This window comes from Actinomadura pelletieri DSM 43383, from assembly GCF_003634705.1.
Taxonomy (GTDB): Bacteria; Actinomycetota; Actinomycetes; order Streptosporangiales; family Streptosporangiaceae; genus Spirillospora; species Spirillospora pelletieri.
This window is the reverse complement of sequence record NZ_RBWU01000006.1, coordinates 341,742-359,451: the sequence shown is the minus strand read 5'-3', so window position 1 is coordinate 359,451 and position 17,710 is coordinate 341,742. Positions and strand designations below refer to the sequence as shown.

General features: G+C 71.4%; 17 protein-coding genes. 9 read left to right on the top strand and 8 right to left on the bottom strand.

Annotated features, from left to right (window positions below; translation table 11 throughout):
* Position 1: 1 nt before the first annotated feature.
* The 3 genes from BZB76_RS26905 to BZB76_RS26895 all read right to left on the bottom strand — a co-directional run bounded on the left by BZB76_RS26905 (position 2) and on the right by BZB76_RS26895 (position 4,025).
* The gene (locus BZB76_RS26905) at positions 2-2,059 is read right to left on the bottom strand and encodes a TOMM precursor leader peptide-binding protein (protein WP_147449559.1); all 2,058 of its coding nucleotides are present in this window, start codon (positions 2,057-2,059) and stop codon (positions 2-4) included.
* Between the two features lie 306 nt (positions 2,060-2,365).
* A complete protein-coding gene (locus tag BZB76_RS26900; RefSeq protein ID WP_121437207.1) occupies positions 2,366-3,106 on the bottom strand; it encodes an ABC transporter permease in 741 nt (246 codons plus the stop codon).
* A 25-nt stretch (positions 3,107-3,131) separates the two neighbouring features.
* Positions 3,132-4,025 carry an ABC transporter ATP-binding protein gene (locus BZB76_RS26895; RefSeq protein ID WP_121437206.1) on the bottom strand — a complete coding sequence of 298 codons (894 nt, stop codon included), beginning with the start codon at positions 4,023-4,025 and terminating at the stop codon, positions 3,132-3,134.
* A gap of 218 nt (positions 4,026-4,243) precedes the next feature.
* Here BZB76_RS26895 and BZB76_RS26890 point away from each other — a divergent pair, with 218 nt between their 5' ends.
* The 6 genes from BZB76_RS26890 (at position 4,244) to BZB76_RS26865 (ending at position 7,306) form a co-directional block, all read left to right on the top strand.
* Positions 4,244-4,429 (top strand): thiazolylpeptide-type bacteriocin, encoded by a 186-nt coding sequence (locus BZB76_RS26890; RefSeq protein ID WP_246007226.1) that lies wholly within the window; start codon positions 4,244-4,246, stop codon positions 4,427-4,429.
* 11 nt (positions 4,430-4,440) lie between these two features.
* Entirely contained in the window at positions 4,441-4,617 is a 177-nt protein-coding gene (locus BZB76_RS26885) for a thiazolylpeptide-type bacteriocin (RefSeq protein ID WP_121437204.1), read from the top strand.
* Positions 4,618-4,653: 36 nt separating this feature from the next.
* Positions 4,654-4,827 (top strand): thiazolylpeptide-type bacteriocin, encoded by a 174-nt coding sequence (locus BZB76_RS26880; protein WP_121437203.1) that lies wholly within the window; start codon positions 4,654-4,656, stop codon positions 4,825-4,827.
* 23 nt (positions 4,828-4,850) lie between these two features.
* Positions 4,851-5,024 (top strand): thiazolylpeptide-type bacteriocin, encoded by a 174-nt coding sequence (locus BZB76_RS26875; protein WP_121437202.1) that lies wholly within the window; start codon positions 4,851-4,853, stop codon positions 5,022-5,024.
* Positions 5,025-5,037: 13 nt separating this feature from the next.
* Positions 5,038-5,253, top strand: a complete 216-nt coding sequence (locus BZB76_RS26870; protein WP_199487592.1) for a hypothetical protein — start codon at positions 5,038-5,040, stop codon at positions 5,251-5,253.
* An 85-nt stretch (positions 5,254-5,338) separates the two neighbouring features.
* Positions 5,339-7,306, top strand: a complete 1,968-nt coding sequence (locus tag BZB76_RS26865) for a TOMM precursor leader peptide-binding protein (RefSeq protein WP_121437201.1) — start codon at positions 5,339-5,341, stop codon at positions 7,304-7,306.
* A gap of 503 nt (positions 7,307-7,809) precedes the next feature.
* Here BZB76_RS26865 and BZB76_RS26860 read toward each other — a convergent pair.
* From BZB76_RS26860 to BZB76_RS26840, 5 genes are all read right to left on the bottom strand, one after another.
* A complete protein-coding gene (locus BZB76_RS26860; protein ID WP_170180763.1) occupies positions 7,810-9,675 on the bottom strand; it encodes an AfsR/SARP family transcriptional regulator in 1,866 nt (621 codons plus the stop codon).
* Between the two features lie 140 nt (positions 9,676-9,815).
* Positions 9,816-10,358, bottom strand: a complete 543-nt coding sequence (locus BZB76_RS26855) for a helix-turn-helix transcriptional regulator (RefSeq protein WP_246007225.1) — start codon at positions 10,356-10,358, stop codon at positions 9,816-9,818.
* On the bottom strand, positions 10,345-10,911 hold the full coding sequence (locus BZB76_RS26850; RefSeq protein ID WP_121437198.1) for a response regulator transcription factor: 567 nt from the start codon (positions 10,909-10,911) through the stop codon (positions 10,345-10,347). The genes BZB76_RS26855 and BZB76_RS26850 overlap by 14 nt, the downstream gene beginning before the upstream one ends.
* 127 nt (positions 10,912-11,038) lie before the next feature.
* Positions 11,039-11,521, bottom strand: coding sequence for an MSMEG_6728 family protein (locus BZB76_RS26845; protein WP_121437197.1), 483 nt, complete (start codon positions 11,519-11,521; stop codon positions 11,039-11,041).
* A 62-nt stretch (positions 11,522-11,583) separates the two neighbouring features.
* Positions 11,584-12,531, bottom strand: coding sequence for an acyl-CoA desaturase (locus tag BZB76_RS26840; RefSeq protein ID WP_121437196.1), 948 nt, complete (start codon positions 12,529-12,531; stop codon positions 11,584-11,586).
* A gap of 194 nt (positions 12,532-12,725) precedes the next feature.
* On the opposite strand from BZB76_RS26840, the gene BZB76_RS26835 reads away from it, so the two are divergent.
* Genes BZB76_RS26835 through BZB76_RS26825 form a run of 3 tightly spaced genes read left to right on the top strand, consistent with a single transcriptional unit; the run spans position 12,726 to position 17,706 of the window.
* Positions 12,726-13,985 (top strand): cytochrome P450, encoded by a 1,260-nt coding sequence (locus tag BZB76_RS26835; RefSeq protein ID WP_121437195.1) that lies wholly within the window; start codon positions 12,726-12,728, stop codon positions 13,983-13,985.
* Positions 13,986-13,987: 2 nt separating this feature from the next.
* The gene (locus BZB76_RS26830; protein ID WP_121437194.1) at positions 13,988-15,577 is read left to right on the top strand and encodes a peroxidase family protein; all 1,590 of its coding nucleotides are present in this window, start codon (positions 13,988-13,990) and stop codon (positions 15,575-15,577) included.
* On the top strand, positions 15,574-17,706 hold the full coding sequence (locus BZB76_RS26825) for an alpha/beta hydrolase family protein (protein ID WP_121437193.1): 2,133 nt from the start codon (positions 15,574-15,576) through the stop codon (positions 17,704-17,706). Before BZB76_RS26830 ends, BZB76_RS26825 begins: the two co-directional genes overlap by 4 nt.
* Positions 17,707-17,710 lie beyond the last annotated feature (4 nt).

Genomic DNA, 17,710 nt, shown 5'->3' with positions numbered 1-17,710 from the left:
TTCACACCCCCCGTGCCAGCAGCACCCGCACCGTGACGAGATGACCGTGGCGGAGCAGGTCGGACGTGGTGGTGGGCACGACGAGCGCGTCCAGGTCGCGGGCGCGCAGGTCGTCCAGCAGCGCGGCCACGGTCGTCTCCGGACGGGACGTTCCCACCGCCCCGGAGCGGATCGCCCGAGGATCGAGCGCGGGGAACAGGGGGTCGCCGAAGTCCACGGTCTCCGTCTCACCGAGCGCCCGCCGCAGTTGCTCGGCCGCGATCAGGTCACGCAGCGCGATCGTCACCGCCGAATCGCGGGACAGCGCGGCGCCCACGGCCCACGGCACCGGCTCGTGGCCGTCGCCTCGCTCGTCACCGTCACCGGTCGTCCGGGCCAGCACCAGATGGGCGGGCCGCCGCGGAGCGAGATCCACCAGCTCGACCGTCAGTTCCAGGTTCCGTGCCGTGCGGACCAGGAAGTCGATCTCCGATCCGTCCGCTGCCGCGGTCACGTCGATCGTCTCGGCGACGGCGCCCGCGGCGGCCTCCCGGAGCGCCTCGTAGGCCAGCGCGGACAGCAGGCCCTGCCGGATCGCCTCGGCCTCGCCGGTTCCGGCGCCGTCGCCCGCGGCCGTGGGTTCGACGTGCAGGGCGGCGTTGGCCGGGGAGAACGGGTGGACGGCGGCGGCCGGGACATGCCGGGACGCACCGTCCAGCAGGGACGTCGCCGCCGGCCAGGGGCCGCCCGCGTCACGGTCGTCGAAGGCCCGACCGGTCGAGATGAGGAGCCGATCAAGTGGGACGGCATCGGGCCCCGGCCGCTCCACCGGGGCGGCGGCCCAGGCACCGGGTCCGCTCCGGGCGACATAGGCGAGCGCGGCGGCCAGCAACGCCCGTGTCCGTGCCCGCGGCACATAGTGCAGGTCGGCTGCGGCGATCAGGCGGGCGGGCGCCGCCGGGTCCGCCGTGGACCCGGCCCGCAGCCGTGTCACCTTCAGCGGCGACTGGTCGAGCGCCGAGTCGTCGAACGCGCCGAACACCCCGACGTGCTCCGACAGCAGGTCCTGGATCGCGATCAGTTCGTCCCTGAGCGTTTCCGGAGTGACCGTCGCGGCGGAGGCCGCCGCCGGCCGTTCCGGGTCGGGGCCCTCCGGGTCGGGACGCCACGGCTCCGGACGCTCCGGCTCGAGGTCGCCCAAGGTCGCGTGCCGCACCCGGGCGTGCCCGTCCGCCACGAGTTCCGCTTCGCCGGGGCCGCAGTCGGGGCAGCCGGGATGCGGGAGCAGCGGATCGCGCGCCGTCTCCAGGGTCAGCCGGTCCTGCACGATGACGGCGCCCTCGGTCTCGGCCGGAAGGCAACCGGTCAGCGTCCGGAACGCCTCGTACCCGAGCATCGTGCCGAACATCCCCGCGACCGGCGGGCGGGGGCCCGGACGGTCGGGTCCGGCGCCGCGCAGCGTCATCCCGCGCCATAGCTCCGCGATCGCGGCCGGGTCCTCGTTGTCGCCGAGCCGCAGCAGGGCGCACGTCCAGCAGGGCGTGGTGCCGGGGCGCAGCAGCGGACCGGCGACCAGAAGGTCTCCGACGGACGTCGCGGGCAGTACGACCCCCCGCCGCGGCGCCCGCACGGTCCGCAGGACCGTTCCGGCGTCGGCGCCCAGGCCACAGGCGATCACCAGGTCGTACCCGACCGGATCGAGGTCCGGCACGGCCACCGACCGGACCTCGGCCTCACATCCCTGCTCGGTCAGCCGCGCGGCCTCGGCGCGCACCGCGCCGGCCGCCGGCCCGTCCAACACCGTGTGCACCGTGCGCAGCCCGTTGCGCAGCAGGCTCAACGCGGCCGCCTCCGCCACCTGGTCGGTGCCGAGGACCAGAACGTCGGCGTCGCGGAACGCGGCGAACCTTCCCACCGCGTCGTCAACGTAGTGCTCGACGTAGTCGAGCTGCGACCGGAAGTGCCGCGCGACGGGCTCCGGCAGCGTCGACGCGCCGGACGGACGGCTGTCGCGGACGAAGCCGCGGTCGAGAAGGGCGCGCACGAAGTCGAGGACCATCGTGCGCTGCGCCGTATTCAACCCGGCGGAGAGTTCTCGTACGGAATTGTGGCCGGTTAGATGCGGCGCCAACATCGCGGCGAAACGGTATGCGGTCCGTCCCTGAACGATGAATCCGTTTTCGCTGTTGCGGAACAGCACACCGCTACCGGTGTCGGCGAACAATACGTCGTGACGAAGCCGCGGACGTACATCCGCAAGATCTCCGCCTGCCATGTTCTTCTCGGTGACGGCACCCGTCGCCCGAGCGTTCTCTCCATTGACCGTCGTGGTCTCCACTGCCGTGGTCTCCTTGCCGTTGAACCGACGCCGGCGGACCGGCGTGTCTCAGCTGAACCGGCGCCCCTCGTCCCGCCGGTAGGCCCAGATCGCCAGGGCGCCGGTGCCCGCGATCCAGAGGCCGAGCATGACCATCGCCGTGGGATTGATCTCGTAGTCGCCCACCGCGGCCCACACCAGCTCCACCGCGCCACGGGTCGGCAGGTACGGCGCCACGGTCTCCACGAACCCGGGACCGTCACCCGGCGGGCCGAGCAGCCCCCCGCCGAAGGCGAGCGGGAAGAACACGATCTGGGTGAACGCCAGCGCCGCCTTGAACGGCATCGAGTAGCCGATCGCCAGCCCCAGCAGGGCGAACGGAATCGCCGCGACCACCAGCGCGCCGAGCGCCGCGAGCAGTTCGACGGGCGACAGCGTGGCGGGGGTGGCGACGACCGCGACGACCACCACCGAGATCAGCGACAGCGCCATGAACACGAATCCGGACAGGATCCGGCCGGCGAACCGCGGGACGGACCCCGCCGGGAGGGTGCGGGTGTAGGAGTCCCACGGCTTCCCCCGGTCCTCCGCGACGCCCACCCCGTAGGTGAACAGGAAGCTCATCATGAGGGCGAACGTCACCACCGAGGCCGTGGCCTGGGTGGCCTCCGCGGGATCGTCCCGGGTGAACGGCACGACGAAGAACAGCATCACCGCCACCGGAAAGAACACGTTGCCGATGACGGCGATCGGGATCCGCACCGTTTCCAAGATCTGGTACTTGGCGTGCGTGGCCACCAGTTGCAGCATGGACTCGCTCCCTCGTCGGCCGCGCTCAGACCGCGGCGGCGTCGGCGTCGCCGGCGGTGGTGATGGACAGGAACGCCTCTTCCAGCGAGGTCGTCCGGATCTCCAGGTCGGAGAACACCGCCCCGGCGGCGACCAGGTCGCGGACGAGCCGGTCGGCGTCCCGGGTCAGCAGGCTGGTGCGCCCGCCCTCGCGCTCCACACCGAGCAGCCCGTCCAGCGGGGGGACGGTGTCGATCCGCAGGCTCACCCGGCGGATGCCGACCATGCCGCGCACCGACTCCAGCGACCCGTCGGTGAGGATCCTGCCGTCGCCCATCACGATGACCCGCTCGGCGAGGGCCTCGATCTCCTCCAGGTAGTGGCTGGTGAGCAGGACCGTCCCGCCGTCGGCGTGGTAGTCCCTGATGCCCTGCCAGAGGGCGTGCCGGGCCTCGACGTCCAGCCCGGTCGTCGGCTCGTCGAGCACCACCAGCCGGGGACGGCCGACGAACGCCAGCGCCACCGCGAGCCGCCGCTGCTGCCCGCCGGACAGGCCACCGGTCTGGCGGCGCTGCAACCCGTCCAGCCCGAGCCGGCCGAGCAGCTCGTCGCGGTCCACCGGATCGGGGTAGTGCGCGGCGACGAAGTCGACGCACTCGGCGACCCGCAGCGTCGCGGGCAGGCCGGTCTCCTGCGGGGTGACCCCGAGTCCTCGCCGACCGGCCGGAGAACGCGGATCGCCGCCGAAGAGCTCGACGGTTCCCGAGGTGGGACGGCGCAGCCCGATCAGCATGTTGATCAATGTCGTCTTACCGGCGCCGTTGGGTCCCAGCAGGCCGACCAGCTCGCCCGCGCGGATCTCCACCGACACCTCGTCGACGGCCACGATGCCGCCGTACCGGCGGGTCGCGGCAACGGCGCGCGCCAGCGTCTCGGCCATAACGGGCCTCCATTCTTCACGGACTTCCATTCACCGCGAAAACCGAATCCGCAGCGCCAAGTAGAACAGCACCGGAAATTTCTCGTCGACCGCCACGGCGCCGAATACAGCGATCCGACAGCAGGCTGACAGTGATCTGTGAGCGCGGTACTCCGGCGCTGAGACCGGCCACTGCCATGCTTCGAAACAGTTGCCCCAACCGAGAGAAAGGATCGATCGTGCGCAAAGACGGAACGGCTCCGGCGCTGTCGGAGTTCAAGGACGGGCTGGACCTGTTGGAGGCCGAGACCTTCGAGATCCAGGACCACACCGGTGGCGTGGAGGAGATGGCCGCCGCCACCACCAGCTGCACCAGCACCACCAGCAGCTGCACCAGCAGCAGCGGCACGAGCTGCTGCGACTAGACGGAGCCGCCATGAACGAGAACAACACCGGCACGATCTCCGTGCTTCGGGAGGAACTCGAACTGCTGGAGACGGAGACGTTCCAGATCACCGACTACGTCGAGGTGATGGACGAGGTCGCCGCGACCACGAGCTGCACCAGCACCACCAGTAGCTGCAGCAGTAGCAGCAGCACCAGCTGTTCGTGACCGGGCAGCGAACGACACCGGAAAGGAGTGACTTGGATGGAGACCAAGCTCGCCGATCTGCGCAGCGACTTCGAGCTGCTGGATGCGGAGACCTTCGAGATCCTCGACTACGAGGACGCTCCCGAGATGCTGGCCGACGGGTGCAGCACCAGCAGCTGTAGCACCAGCAGCAGCACGACCAGCTGCACCAGCACCGCAAGCTGCGCGTGACCGGACGGAAGGGAGTGACTTGGATGGAGACCAAGCTCGCCGATCTGCGCAGCGACTTCGAGCTGCTGGATGCGGAGACCTTCGAGATCCTCGACTACGAGGACGGTCCCGAGATGCTGGCCGGCGGGTGCAGCACCAGCAGTTGTAGCTGTAGCAGCAGCACGACCAGCTGCACCAGCACCGCAAGCTGCGCGTAGGCGGTGGTGTGCCATGGCACGTACGGGCGACGACCGCCTCTCGGATCTGCGTAGCGGAATGGCGACGCTCGAAGCCGAGACGTTCGAGATCCGCGACCATGTCGAGGCCACCGAGGATCTGCTGGGCTGGACGAGCTGTGACTGCAGCACCAGCACCGGATCGAGCACCAGCAGCACCAGCACGAGCAGCAGCACGACCAGCTGCACCAGCACCGCAAGTTGTGCGTGAGCACGACCGCACGTGAGTACTCCAGGGCGGGCCGCCGACCAGCGGTCCGCCCGCCACGCGCCGGCACGCCGCAGAAGGGACCGATGTGAACACAGCCACCGTGGCGAGGACCGATCCGAGGACGGCCGGTGCCTCCACACCGCGGGAGCGGGACAGGGCGCGGGTGGAGGCGTTCCTGCTGGACCGGGCGAGCCGGTCCCCCCTGCGGGTGGTGCCGCGGATCGCCGTCCTGGGCGAGACCGACGTCCTGCGCGCCACGCACACTCCGGCCGGGGCGCGACCGGACGCGCCGTTCGCCCCGGGCACGTTCCCGATCCACCTGACACCGTTCTCGGCGCTGTTCGGCCCGGCCGTGACGGACGGCGCACCGGCGCCGTGTCCGGACTGTCTGGCCCGGCGCTGGCAGCGGTTGCAGAGCGCCGAGGAGCGGGAGGCGCTGGAGAACGGCCTGGACATCCGTTCCGTCGCCGACTCCCCCTACCTCACGGCGTCGGCGCTGGAGATGACGTGGCACCTGTTCGAACAGGTCGCCTCGGCGCCGGCGGACGACGCCCGCGTACCGCCCGTCCATGAGCTGCGATTCGACACCCTCCGGGTCCGGCGCCACCGGCTGCTCGCCGACCCCGACTGCCCCACCTGCCGCCGGCCGCGTCCCGGCGACCGCGACGCCGCCCGGCTGGAGCTGGTCGACCGCGCCAAGCGCGCACCCGACAGCTACCACCTGCGGTCCGCCACGGACTACGACCTGCCGATGGACGCCCTGGTCAACCCCGTGTGCGGGGTGCTCGGACGCGCGGCGCACCATGACGTGACCAGCCCGACCACCGCGCCGGTCAACGGACAGCTCAAACTGCGCATCGCCGACCGGCTCTTCGACGTGCACTGGAGCGGTCACTCCGACTCCTTCGACGACAGTCTGGCCTGCGGCGTCCTGGAGGGACTCGAACGGTACGCGGGAGGCCAGCGGCGAGGTGTCGACGACGTCGTCGTCGACACCTACGAGCGGTTGGCCCCCGACGCGTTGGACCCACGCGACTGCGGCGTGTACGACGACGAGGTCTACCGCACCGACCCCATGTTCACCGCCTTCGCCCCGGACCGGCCGATCTCCTGGGTCTGGGGGTACTCGTTGCGCGACGAGCGGCCCCTGCTCGTCCCTGAACGCATCTCCTACTACATGGAGCGGCGGGCCGGGGACGGCGACTTCGTCCACGAGTGCTCGAACGGCTGTGCCGTCGGCGGCTGCCTGGAGGAGGCCGTCCTGTTCGGGATGCTGGAGCTCATCGAACGGGACGCCTTCCTCCTCGCCTGGTACAGCGGGGCGGAACTCCCCGAGATCGACCCCGAGACCGTACCGGACCCGTCCGCCCGGATCATGATGGACCGGATGCGGATGCACGGCTACGACGTCCGGCTCTTCGACAACCGGGTGGACCTGCCCATCCCGGTCGTCACCGCCGTCGCCGTCCGGCGCGACGGCGGTGTCGGCACGCTGTGCTTCGCGGCGGGCGCCGGACTCGACCCGGCCGCCGCCGTGCGCGGCGCCCTCTGCGAGATCGCCTCCTACATCCCAACGATGCCCGAGCGGGTCACCCGGCTCGGCGACGAGCTGACCGAGATGGCGCGCGACTTCTCCAAGGTCACGCATCTCACCCACCACGCCGCCCTGTTCGGCCTGCCGGAGATGGCCCCGCACGCGCGAACCTTCCTCGCCGACCGTCCCCTCCAGGACATGGCCGACCTCTACCGCGACTGGGAACGAGACCGTCCCCGAACCCTGAACCTCCTCGACGACGTGCGGTTCTGTCGTGACCTGCTCATCGGCGCCGGTTTCGACGTCATCGCGGTGGACCAGACGGCCCCGGAACAGGCGATCTCCGGCCTGCGCAACGTCTGCGTGATCGTCCCCGGCCTGGTACCCATCGACTTCGGCTGGAGCAAACAACGCGTCCTGCAGATGTCACGCCTGAAAACAGCATTCCGACAGGCTGGACGGCGAAGCAACGACCTCCGTGACGAGGACCTCCACCGCGTCCCCCACCCCTTCCCCTAACCCCGCACGCGAACGCGTTACCCGCCCGGTGCAGCGAAGCCGAAGGCAAGTGCAACCGGTCGGATCGCGAAGCGATACCACGTCCGCCCCAGGAACGGTCACGCAGCGAGCCGCCAGGCGAGCAAAGTGGGCCGTTCCTGCAATAAAAACAGCCTCAGCCCGCACGCGAACGCGTTACCCGCCCGGTGCAGCGAAGCCGAAGGCAAGTGCAACCGGCCGGATCGCGAAGCGATACCACGTCCGCCCCAGGAACGGTCACGCAGCGAGCCGCCAGGCGAGCAAAGTGGGCCGGTCCTGCAAGAAAGACGGCCTCAGCCCGCGCGCGAACGCGTTACCCGCCCGGTGCAGCGATGCCGGAGGCGAGCGGAGCCGGGTGGATCGCGAAGCGATGTCGCGTTCGCCTCAGGGACGGTCACGTAGCGAGCCGTCAGGCGAGCGCAGTGGGCCGGTCCTGCAATAAACACAGCGAGCCGCCAGGCGAGCGAAGTGGGCCGGTCCTGCAATTAACACAACCGGTCCTGCAATAAACGCGTGTAGGTGTGCAGCAGGGTCGGCATGGCGAAGCGGTCGAGGCCGTGGCCGCGTAGAAGTCCGGCGTCGAACAGCTCCTCCAGTGCCTCCTCGGTGTCGGGCAGCGATGTGCCCGCCCGGTCCGCGATGTCGTCCGGGCCGAACACCGACCGGGCCCGGGTCTCGGCGAGGGCGAACAGCAGGCGCCGCGCGTCGGGACCGAGCCGCTCGCATGACACCTCGAAGGCGCGGCGCACGGAGATCCGCGGTCGCCGTCCCACCGCCAGCCGACCGAGCGGGTCGGCGGCCAGCCAGGCGACGAAGTCGGCGAGGTCCTGTCCCGGACGGCCGGCGAACCTCGCCGCGGCGATCCGCAGCGCCAGCGGCAGCCCGTCGCAGATCTCGGTGAGCGCGACCGCCGCCGCGCGTTCCCGCTCCACCCGCTCGCGTCCCAGCATGCCCGCCAGTAACTCCAGCGAACTCTCCGTGGGCAGCGGCCCGATCTCGTACGAGCGCACCCGCCACCGCGCGGTGAGTTCACCCAGGCTGGTCCGGCTGGTCACCAGGACCGCGCTGCCGGCGCTGCCCGGCAGCAGCGGCTCGACCTGCCGGGCGTCCTGGGCGTCGTCGAGCAGGAGCAACACCCGGCGATCCCGGACCATGGCGCGGTAGGCCGCCTCCCGCTCGGCCTGGTCCTCGCGGAGGTCGGTGGGTCGCAGTCCCGCGATGCCCAGCAGCTCGCCCAGCAGTTCCACCGGCGGGCGCGGCCGCCCGGCCTCGGTGCTGAGCCGCAGGTACCACTGCCCGTCCGGGAAGAGCCCGGCGACGTCGTAGGCCACCGACAGCGCGAGGGCCGACTTTCCCACCCCGGGTTCGCCGCGGATCGCGGTGACCGCCGCCGTTCCGTCTCCGGCGCTCCTGGCCAGCTCGTCGGCGATCCGTCCGGCGATCTTGCCGCGTCCGACGAATCCGGGCGGCTGCGGCGGGAGCCGGCAGTGCGGCCCCAGGGCCGGCGCACCCAGTGCGTGCGGACCTGGACCGGGCGGGCCGAGACCGGGCGGGCCCGCGATGTGCGGGGCCGGACGCCCCGCCGGGTCGTCGGCGAACTCGGTCAGCTGGATCTCGCCCTTGAGGATGGCGAGTTCCATCCGTTGCAGGCCGGGCCCCGGGTCCACGCCGAGCTGTTCCAGCAGGATGTTCTTGATCTCGTGATAGGCCGCCAGCGCCTCGGACTGCCGTCCCGAGCGGTACAGGGCCTCCATCAACTGCTCCCAGAACCGCTCCCGCTGCGGGTAGGTCGCGGTCAGTCCGCGCAGCTCCGCCACGAGATCGCGGTGGCGGCCGAGTGCCAGGTCGATGTCGATCCGCCGCTCGCGGGCGGCCAGCCACTCCTCCTCCAGCTTCGGCACCTCCTCGCGAAGGAGCACATCGGACGGGATGTTGGCGAGCATGGGCCCGCGCCGTAGCGCGAGCGCCTCGTTGAGGCGGCGGGACTCCTCCCTGGGGTCGCCGCCGCGCCTGGCCCGTTCGACGAGTTGGCGAAAGCGCAGCAGGTCCAACGTCTCCGGAGTCGCCTCCAGGCTGTAGCCCCCGGGCAGCGTGAGAATGGAGCTTCCCGGCGTCCCGTTCGCCGCGAGGGTCTGGCGCAGGCGCATCACGTACGTCTGCAGGCTGGACCGCGGATTGCGCGGGTTGGCGTCCCCCCACACGATCTCGGTCAGCCGTTCGTTGCCCAGGAACTCGTTGGCGTGCAGGAGCAGCGCCGCCAGGACGACGCTCGGTTTCGTGGCCGGGAGTGGAAACGCGTGCCGTCCGTTCGCGATCTCCACCGATCCCAGCAGTCTGAACTGTGCAACCACCGTGTCCTCCACAGCAGTCGTTCGTCCAGCGGCGGCGTGCTCCGCTGGACGTCCCCGTATCCCCGTATGCGGCCGAGTCTCTCCGATCGGAACCGGAATCGGTACTGTCCGAAGGTGGAACATCTTCGTGTAGACGTAGACTAATCAGCTAAAGAATCGCTTAATCGCCGCCATAACAGCGCAAAACGCACCCGGGAGTCGCAGTCGCTCTTGGCCAGCACGCGGGACACGTGCTTCTTCACCGTGCTCACCGTGATGCCCAGCCGTACCGCGATCTGCTGGTTGCCCAGCCCCTCCGCGACCAACTCCGCGACCTGGGTCTCCCGCGGCGTCAGGAACGGCAGCGCGGGCATCCGGGCGGCGTCGCGCGCGAGCGGCGCGAGCTGCCGTCCGAGCAACTCCAGGACGGTCCGCCGCCGGGCCGTGCCGGGTCTCGGAACGATGACGAGAAGCCGGTCGCCGCTTCCGTCCGCCAGTGGCACGAGCAACCGTGACCGGCCGTCGTCCCGGGAGTCCGTCGCGCCGGTGACCTCCTGGAGCCGCACCGTCGCGTCCGTCCAGCCGAAATGCTCGGCGAGCGCGGTCCGCAGCCGGTCGCCGAAGCACGCCATGTCGGCCGCTCCGCGCACATCGTCCAGGACGTGCAGCATCCGTTTGTAGTCGGCGGGATCAAGCGGGCTCATGGTCATGCCACCACAGCGCGAGCTGGGCGCGCCCACGGCAGCCGGCCTTGGCCATGGCGTGCGTCAGATGCTTCTTCACGGTGTCGGTGGTGACGCCGAGCCGGTCGGCGATCCGGCGGTTCGACATGCCCTGCGCGACCAGGCGCACCACGGCCTCCTCCCGCCTGGTCAGCGATATCAGGGCCGTGTTCCGCCGCACGCCGGACAGATGCTCGGACAACCACGGCGCCAGATGGGACTGGAGCCGGCGCAGGATGGCGCGCTCGCGTTCCCCCGGCCCCGGTCCGTACGGAAAGCAAACGCTGATCAGCACCCTGGTGTTCGGGGTCGCCTCGATCGTGCCGCTGAGCGTTCTGGCGAAGTTCTCCGGTCTGGGTCTTCGCCCCGTGGGCGGGGTGCCGGTGGTCACCAGGGCGTGTTTCCAGTCGAGATGCCGCGCCAGCGCGTCTCCCAGACGTTCGAAGAAGCGGTCCTGTCCCACCGCGTCCGCGGACGTCTCGAGAACACGGAATATGCGTTGGTAGTCGTCCAGATCCAGAGTCTGCGAGTCCATGATCGTTGCACGTTAGATCACACCCCCTAACGGGTGGCTAACGTCCGCGTCCGGTTGCTGGTCGAGCGAGGCAGGTACGGCGACGATCCGTTGCCGTCGGGATCGGCGGTCAACGGTTTCGTGGCGGTCAGGACGGGCGGGCCGTTGGTTCGCGGTCCGAGCGGGGCCAGACATAGGGCAGGTCGGCGGGCACGCCCGGGAAGATCGGCCCGTAGAACCCGGGGTCCTTGCGGACGAGCGCGGAGCGATGGCTGAGGTGCAGCGCGTGGTCACCGAGCCAGGGCGGCAGCTCACCGGCGGCGGCCAGCCGCTCCTGGTCGCGGGGCCGCTCGATGCCCGCCACCTCCGCCAGCGCGGCCGTCAGGGTGGCGGCGCACGTGTCGCGGTGCCCGAGCGCGCACCACGAGCGGCAGATCTCCAGCCCGTAGCGGACCAGCGCCTCCTCGTACCCGGTCCACATCCGCACGGCCGGGTGGTTCCGCCAGCCGTAGCCCGGAACCGTCAGCCCGCGCAGGACCTGGATCGCCTCGACGCGCTGCTTGCCGAGCCTGCGCTGGTCGAGGACCCCGGCCGTGGCGGCGAAGTCCGCGTGCGGAAGAAAGGTCTGCACAGTCTGTCCCGGTACCCGCTGTGCGAAGGATCGATCGTCCGGTCAGCCCGCGGTCACCCCGGTCAGCGGGTCGGGACGCCGGTTCTCGCCCGGTGACGGCTCGCCTGCATCTCGATCCGCGCCGGGGACGGCCAGTGCACGTCGTGGGCGCAGCCGAGCCTCTCGAGCAGGCGGATCAGGGCGGCGCTGGGATCGACCTGCCCCTTCAGGACGCCGTGGCGGGCGCTGGTCGGCTCGATGTGGTGCCAGTTGTGCCAGCCCTCCCCGAAGGTCAGCAAAGCGACCCAGCGGACGTTCGACGAGCGGTCGCGGGTGGAGAAGGCCCGGTCACCGAAGCAGTGCGCGACCGAGTTCACCGACCAGGTGACGTGGTGGACGACCGCGTAGCGGACCAGCCCCGCCCAGAAGAGCGCCGTCCAGAAACCCGTCCACGACCACGAGAGCAGGCCCCCGGCGGCGGCCGGAACCAGGAACGACGCGGCCACGATCGCCGGATAGGCCGCGTCCACGCGGCGGATGTCGGGGTCGGCGAGCAGGTCGGGCACCCAGTGCGCGCGGTTGGACCTGCGGCGGGCGCTGTAGAACCAGCCGACCTGGGCGTGCAGCAGGCCGCGTGACAGGGCGAGGCCGGAGTCGCCGAAGGCCCAGGGTGAGTGCGGATCGCCGGGCTTGTCGGAGTACTTGTGGTGCCTGCGGTGCTCGGCTGCCCACAGCGTTGGCGGGCCCTGGAGGGCCAGCGCGCCCGCCAGCGCGAACGTCACCCGGACCGGGCGGGGGCACCGGAACGAGCGGTGCGTCAGCAGCCGGTGATAGCCGACGCTGATCCCGAAGATGTTGACGACGTACATGACCAGCGCGAGCAGGACGTCCAGCGGCCCGATCGCGCGGCCCCAGGCGACCGCCACCGCGGCGAGCAGGACGACGGGAGGCAGCACGACCAGAACGATCAGGTAGGCGTGTCTGCGCGACCTGGAGACCGCGACCGTCTCCCCCATCGACCGGTCCGCCATCGTTCCTCCCAAGGTCGGACCTCATTGAACTGCGGAGGTGAGGCGAACGGCAGTTGCCTGACAGATAGGCAACAGTCACCCTTTGAATCTATTTAGCTACTCCACGTTTACGAAGTCTTGGCGAACGGGCTCGGGACTCCCTAGTCTCTGGCTACTCTCTGGAACCCGGCGGCTACGAGCGCGGAGTTGAGGCCATGCGAACTGACGGGTATCTCGCCACCTACGACGCGCTCGTGCGGGACGATCCGTCCGCCGCGCAGGTCAGGCTGGCCGGTTGGTTACGGACCGGGTGGCGGGATCTGTTCGCCGAGCTGCGCGCCGACCGGCCCGTGCTCACGACCCCGGCCTTCAGCCTGGTCACCCGGCACGCGGACGTCCTCGACGTGCTGTCGCGTCCGGACTCGTTCCCGGTCAGCGCCTACCGTCCGGCGCTGGAGGCCGCGGTCGGCGCCCCGCACATGCTGAGCCTCGACGGAACCCCGATGAACTGGCGCGAGAAGGGCCTGATGCAGGTCATGCTCGCGCCCGAGGACGTCCCCGCCGTGCGCGCGCTCGCGGGTGAGTTCGCCGAACAGGCCCTGGACGAGGCCGACGGGGAGATCGACGCGGTCCATGGCCTGTTCCGGGCCGTCCCGCTACGGGTCTGCGCCCGCTACTTCGGGTTTCCGGGGCCCGACGAGCCGACGCTGTCCCGCTGGTCGCGGGCCATCATGACCGACGTGACCACCAACTTCGCCGGTGAGCCCGGCGTGCGGGCCGCGTCGGTCGCCGCGGGCGCGGAGATGATGGCGTACCTGCGCGGTCTGGTCGCCGAGCGACGGGCGGCGAACGGCGGCGAGGGCGGCGACGGCGGCACCGACGTGCTCGGTCGGCTGGTCCGCACCCGGCTGCCCGCCGAACTCGGGTTCGACGACGAGCGCGTCGCGGTCAACGTCGCCGGGATGCTGCTCGGGTTCGTGGAGAACGCCGCCGGGTCGATGACCAATGTGGTGTCCCTGCTGCTCGGCCGGCCCGAGCTGCACGCCGAGGCCGCCGCCGCGGCCGGTGATCCCGAGCGGTTCGACCCCCATGTCTGGGAGGCGCTGCGGTTCGATCCCTTCCTGAAGATGATCGTCCGCTACTGCGCGCGCGACCATGTGCTGCCCAGTGGGGCGACCGTCCCGGCCGGGCGCCTGGTCATGGCCGCGGTCGCCTCCGCCATGTTCGACGACACCGTGGTCGAGGAGCCCGCGGCCTTCCGTACCGACCGGTCCGAGCGGGAGTGGCTGCACTTCGGTCACGGTCCGCACGCCTGCCTGGGCGTGCACCCGGGCAGGGTCGTCCTCGCCGAGACCGTCCGCAGGGTCATGATGCGGCCCGGTCTGCGCGCGGAGGGGGACGTGCGCAGCGACCGGGGCGTCTTCCCCGACGGCCTCGTCCTGCGGTTCGACGCCCCGGCGCGCGAGGGGGCCTGACCGTGCGCGACACGTACCGGAGCGCCCGCGGCTTCGCCTCCGACGGCGCCCGCAACCGGCTGCGATATCTGGCGCTCACGCGCGGGCGTCCGTTGTGGCGGCTCGCCGAGAGTTCGACCGCGCTGCGCCGCCGCATCAACGCCACCGTGATCGACCAGGCGATCCGGGAGATGCCGCCGCGCCCCGAACCGTTGAGCACCATGGCGCCGTACACGTCCTGGTCGTCGCTGACCGACCGCACCTACAGCGGCCGTCACCTGCCGCCCGTCGCCGACCAGGAGAGCGGCCGTCCGACCGTGGAGCGGGCCGCGGACCTGTTCGTCCGCGACGGCGAGATGACGCCCTGCCCCCGCTCGACCGTCCTGTTCGCGTACTTCGCCCAGTGGTTCACCGACGGGTTCCTGCGCGGGGAGTCCCACGAACCTCGCGACCCGCGCCGCAGCACGTCCAACCACGAGATCGACCTCAACCCGCTGTACGGGCTGAACGCCGAGGCCACCGACGCCATCCGTGCCCATGAGGGCGGCCTGCTCAAGAGCCAACTCCTCAACGGTGGCGAATTCCCGCCCTTCCTCTGCGAACACGGCAAGGTCAAGCCGGAGTTCTCTGCGCTGTCGGCCGTCCGGATGGAACGGCTCACCGACGCGCAGCGCGACACCCTCTTCGCGACCGGCGGCGACCGCGGCAACGTCCAGATCGGCTTCACGATGCTGACGGTGCTGTTCCTGCGCGAGCACAACCGGGTGGCGCGGACGCTCGCGGCGGAGAACCCCGGCTGGGACGACGAACGCCTCTTCCAGACCGCCCGCAACATCGTCATCGTCGAGGTCATCCGGCTGGTCGTCGAGGAGTACATCAACCACATCACGCCGTACCATTTCCGCTTCTTACTCGACCCTCGCCTCAGCCGGATGCTGGCGCGCGCGCCGTGGCACCGCCAGAACTGGGCGTCGGTCGAGTTCAACCTCGTCTACCGCTGGCACAGCCTCGTCCCGTCCAGCCTGGTCGTCGGCGACACCGAACTTCCCACCGTCCGGACGCTGTTCGGGTCGGCGCTGCTGCCCGAGCCTGGGCTCGGTCGGCTGTTCGAGGACGCCGCAGAGCAGCGCGCCGGACGCATCGGCCTGTTCAACACCGACCCGATCCTGCAGGAGGTGGAACTCTCCTCGATCGCCGACGGCCGTGCCCTGGGGCTGGCGTCCTACAACGACTACCGCGCCCACTGCCGGTTCCCCAGGGCACGCGACTTCTCCCAGGTCTCGGGCGTCCCGCGTGTTCGAGACGCGCTGGCCGACCGCTACCGGAGCGTCGACGACCTGGAGTTGTACGTCGGCCTGTTCGCCGAGGAGCCCGCGTCGCCCGCCGCCGTCCTGCCCCCGCTGCTCACGAAGATCATCGCCATCGACGCGTTCTCGCAGGCGCTCACCAACCCGCTGCTGGCCCCCCGGGTGCTGACCGCCGAGACCTTCACCCGCACCGGGCTGCGGACGATCGCCGAGACCCGCACGATCGGCGACGTGCTGGCCCGCAACACCCCGGAGGACCCGCGGCCCCGGTTCGTGAGCATGACGTGGCGAGGAGCGCAGCGATGACCCCGGGCGGTGAGGACGCCGCACAACGGCTACGGGCCGCCGCACGGGAACTCGCCGAGATCGCGCACACGCTTCGTGAGGCGTCCGCGCACGCCACGGCCGCGCTCGCCGATCCGCGGGTCGCCGCCGCCGCGTGCCGGGCCCCGCAGGCGGGATGGCGGGCGCAACGATCGCTGGCCCGCGCCATCACCGATCCCGCCGGGCTCGGCTGGGCCCCGGCGGGCGGCGTGCTCGGCGTCCTCGGCGCGAAGGTCGGTGGGCTGGCCGGCGCGGCGAGCCTGCCCGTCTCCATCATGGTCACGTCGTTGCGGCTGCGTATCGCCGCGGTCGCCCACGCCGACCCGACCCTCACCGAGGATCCGCTGGTGCACCGGCTGATCGAGGCGGTCGGCGCAGGCCAGGCAGACGTGGTCGGCGCGCTGCGCACCCTCGTCAAGGACCGGGGCGGAAAGCGCGCCCTCACCGCCGTGTCACCCGTCTTCAGCGAGATCCTCGCGCTACGCGCGCTGCTCGACCGCAACCCGCTGAACGACCAGACCGCCTGGCTCATCGCCACCGGCATGGGCGCCGCGACCGCCGACCCGCTGACCGGGCTGAGCAACCGTGTCATCGCGCGCCTGGACCGTGGCCGGGGCGCCGCCGTCCGCGCCGAGCCGACCGGGCCGGAGGCCGCCCGGTTCTGCTCGGAGGCGTCCCTGCTCGGCCTGCTCGGCGACCTGATCGCGATCGGGACGTCCGGCCGCGCGCTCATCCTCACCGTGCGCGGACCCGACGACGTCGAACGGTACGTGCTGCTGGCCCCCGGGATGCGGATGGGCACACCCGACGGCGCCTCCCCCGCCGACCTGCTCGGCGCGTTCAGCGCCACCGTCCTGGACAGCGGCCCCTATAGCCGCTCCCTCGCCAAGGCGATCGCCGACCATCGGATCCCGGCCGGCGCCGACCTCGCCCTCATCGGCCACAGCGCGGGCGGCGCCGCGGTCATGAGCCTGAGCCAGGACGCCGCGCTCAACGCCAGGTACCGCCTCACCCACGTCATCGCGATCGGCTCGCCGATCGACTTCAAGGCACCCGTGAACCCGGCGACGTGGGTCGTCAGCATCACCAACCAGCACGACATCATCCCCAGCCTGGACGGACAGGGCGCCGGGAACTGTTTCGCGGAACAGCCCGGCCGGTACGTGGTCGACTACACCGACCCGACGCACCTGTTCCCCGCCTGCCACAGCCTGGAGCAGTACGCCGCCAACGTCGAACACGACCTCCCGGAGGCCCGCGCGCACATCGAACGGCAACTGGCGCCGTACAACGGTCCCGTCGTCGAACGCCGCCTCTACCAGTTGTACGACGACGCGCGCCGCCCGGCGGGCTTCCCGTTCCTCACCGTCGCCTCCCGCGTCGAGCCCACTCCGGACGGGCCGGTGGAACTGCCCGTGTGCACGTCGGACGCGGCGGCCCTGACGGCGTGGTTCACGGTCGACGCCGCGTCGGCCGCCGCCGTGCTGGACGATGCCGTCCCGGTGCGCGCCGGTAGGCGGTCGCTGGTCGCGTTGGACGTCCGCGACCATCGGGAGAGCACGCTGGGCCCACATCACGAGGTCACCCTCGGTGTCCTGATCCACGATCCGTGGTGTCCCCGGCCCGTCGGCGTCTGGCGGGACCTGCGGCGCCCGCCGCAGTGGCGCGGCGCCGGCCTGTGGACGCTCGCCACGGCGTTGAGCACTCCGGCCGCGGGCGCCGCCCACCGGAACCTGTGGAGCGAGCACGCCTTCACCGTCCCGATCCACGTCCGTCTGGACGCCCGAGCCGCCGCCGTCACGGTCGGCGCCCGCGAGGACCGCGCCCTGACCTTCTCCGGGCCGCTCGGCCCGAGCAACCGGTCACGCTGCGGCGAACCGGTCCTGTACTCCATGCTGGCGGACGCCACCCTGCGCTCGGTCGTCCACGCCCAAGGACCGTCCCGCCTGCATCTCGCGCCTCGCGCACGGTTGCACGTCGGTGACGGCGACCACCCTCTCGCCGACGCGTTGCGCGCCCTCGGCCTGGACGGCGCCCGCCCGTTCCTCTGTCACCGCAGCCCGCACCAGTTACTCCGCCGCGACGCGGGCGCGCACGTCTTCCCCGCCTAGGAGG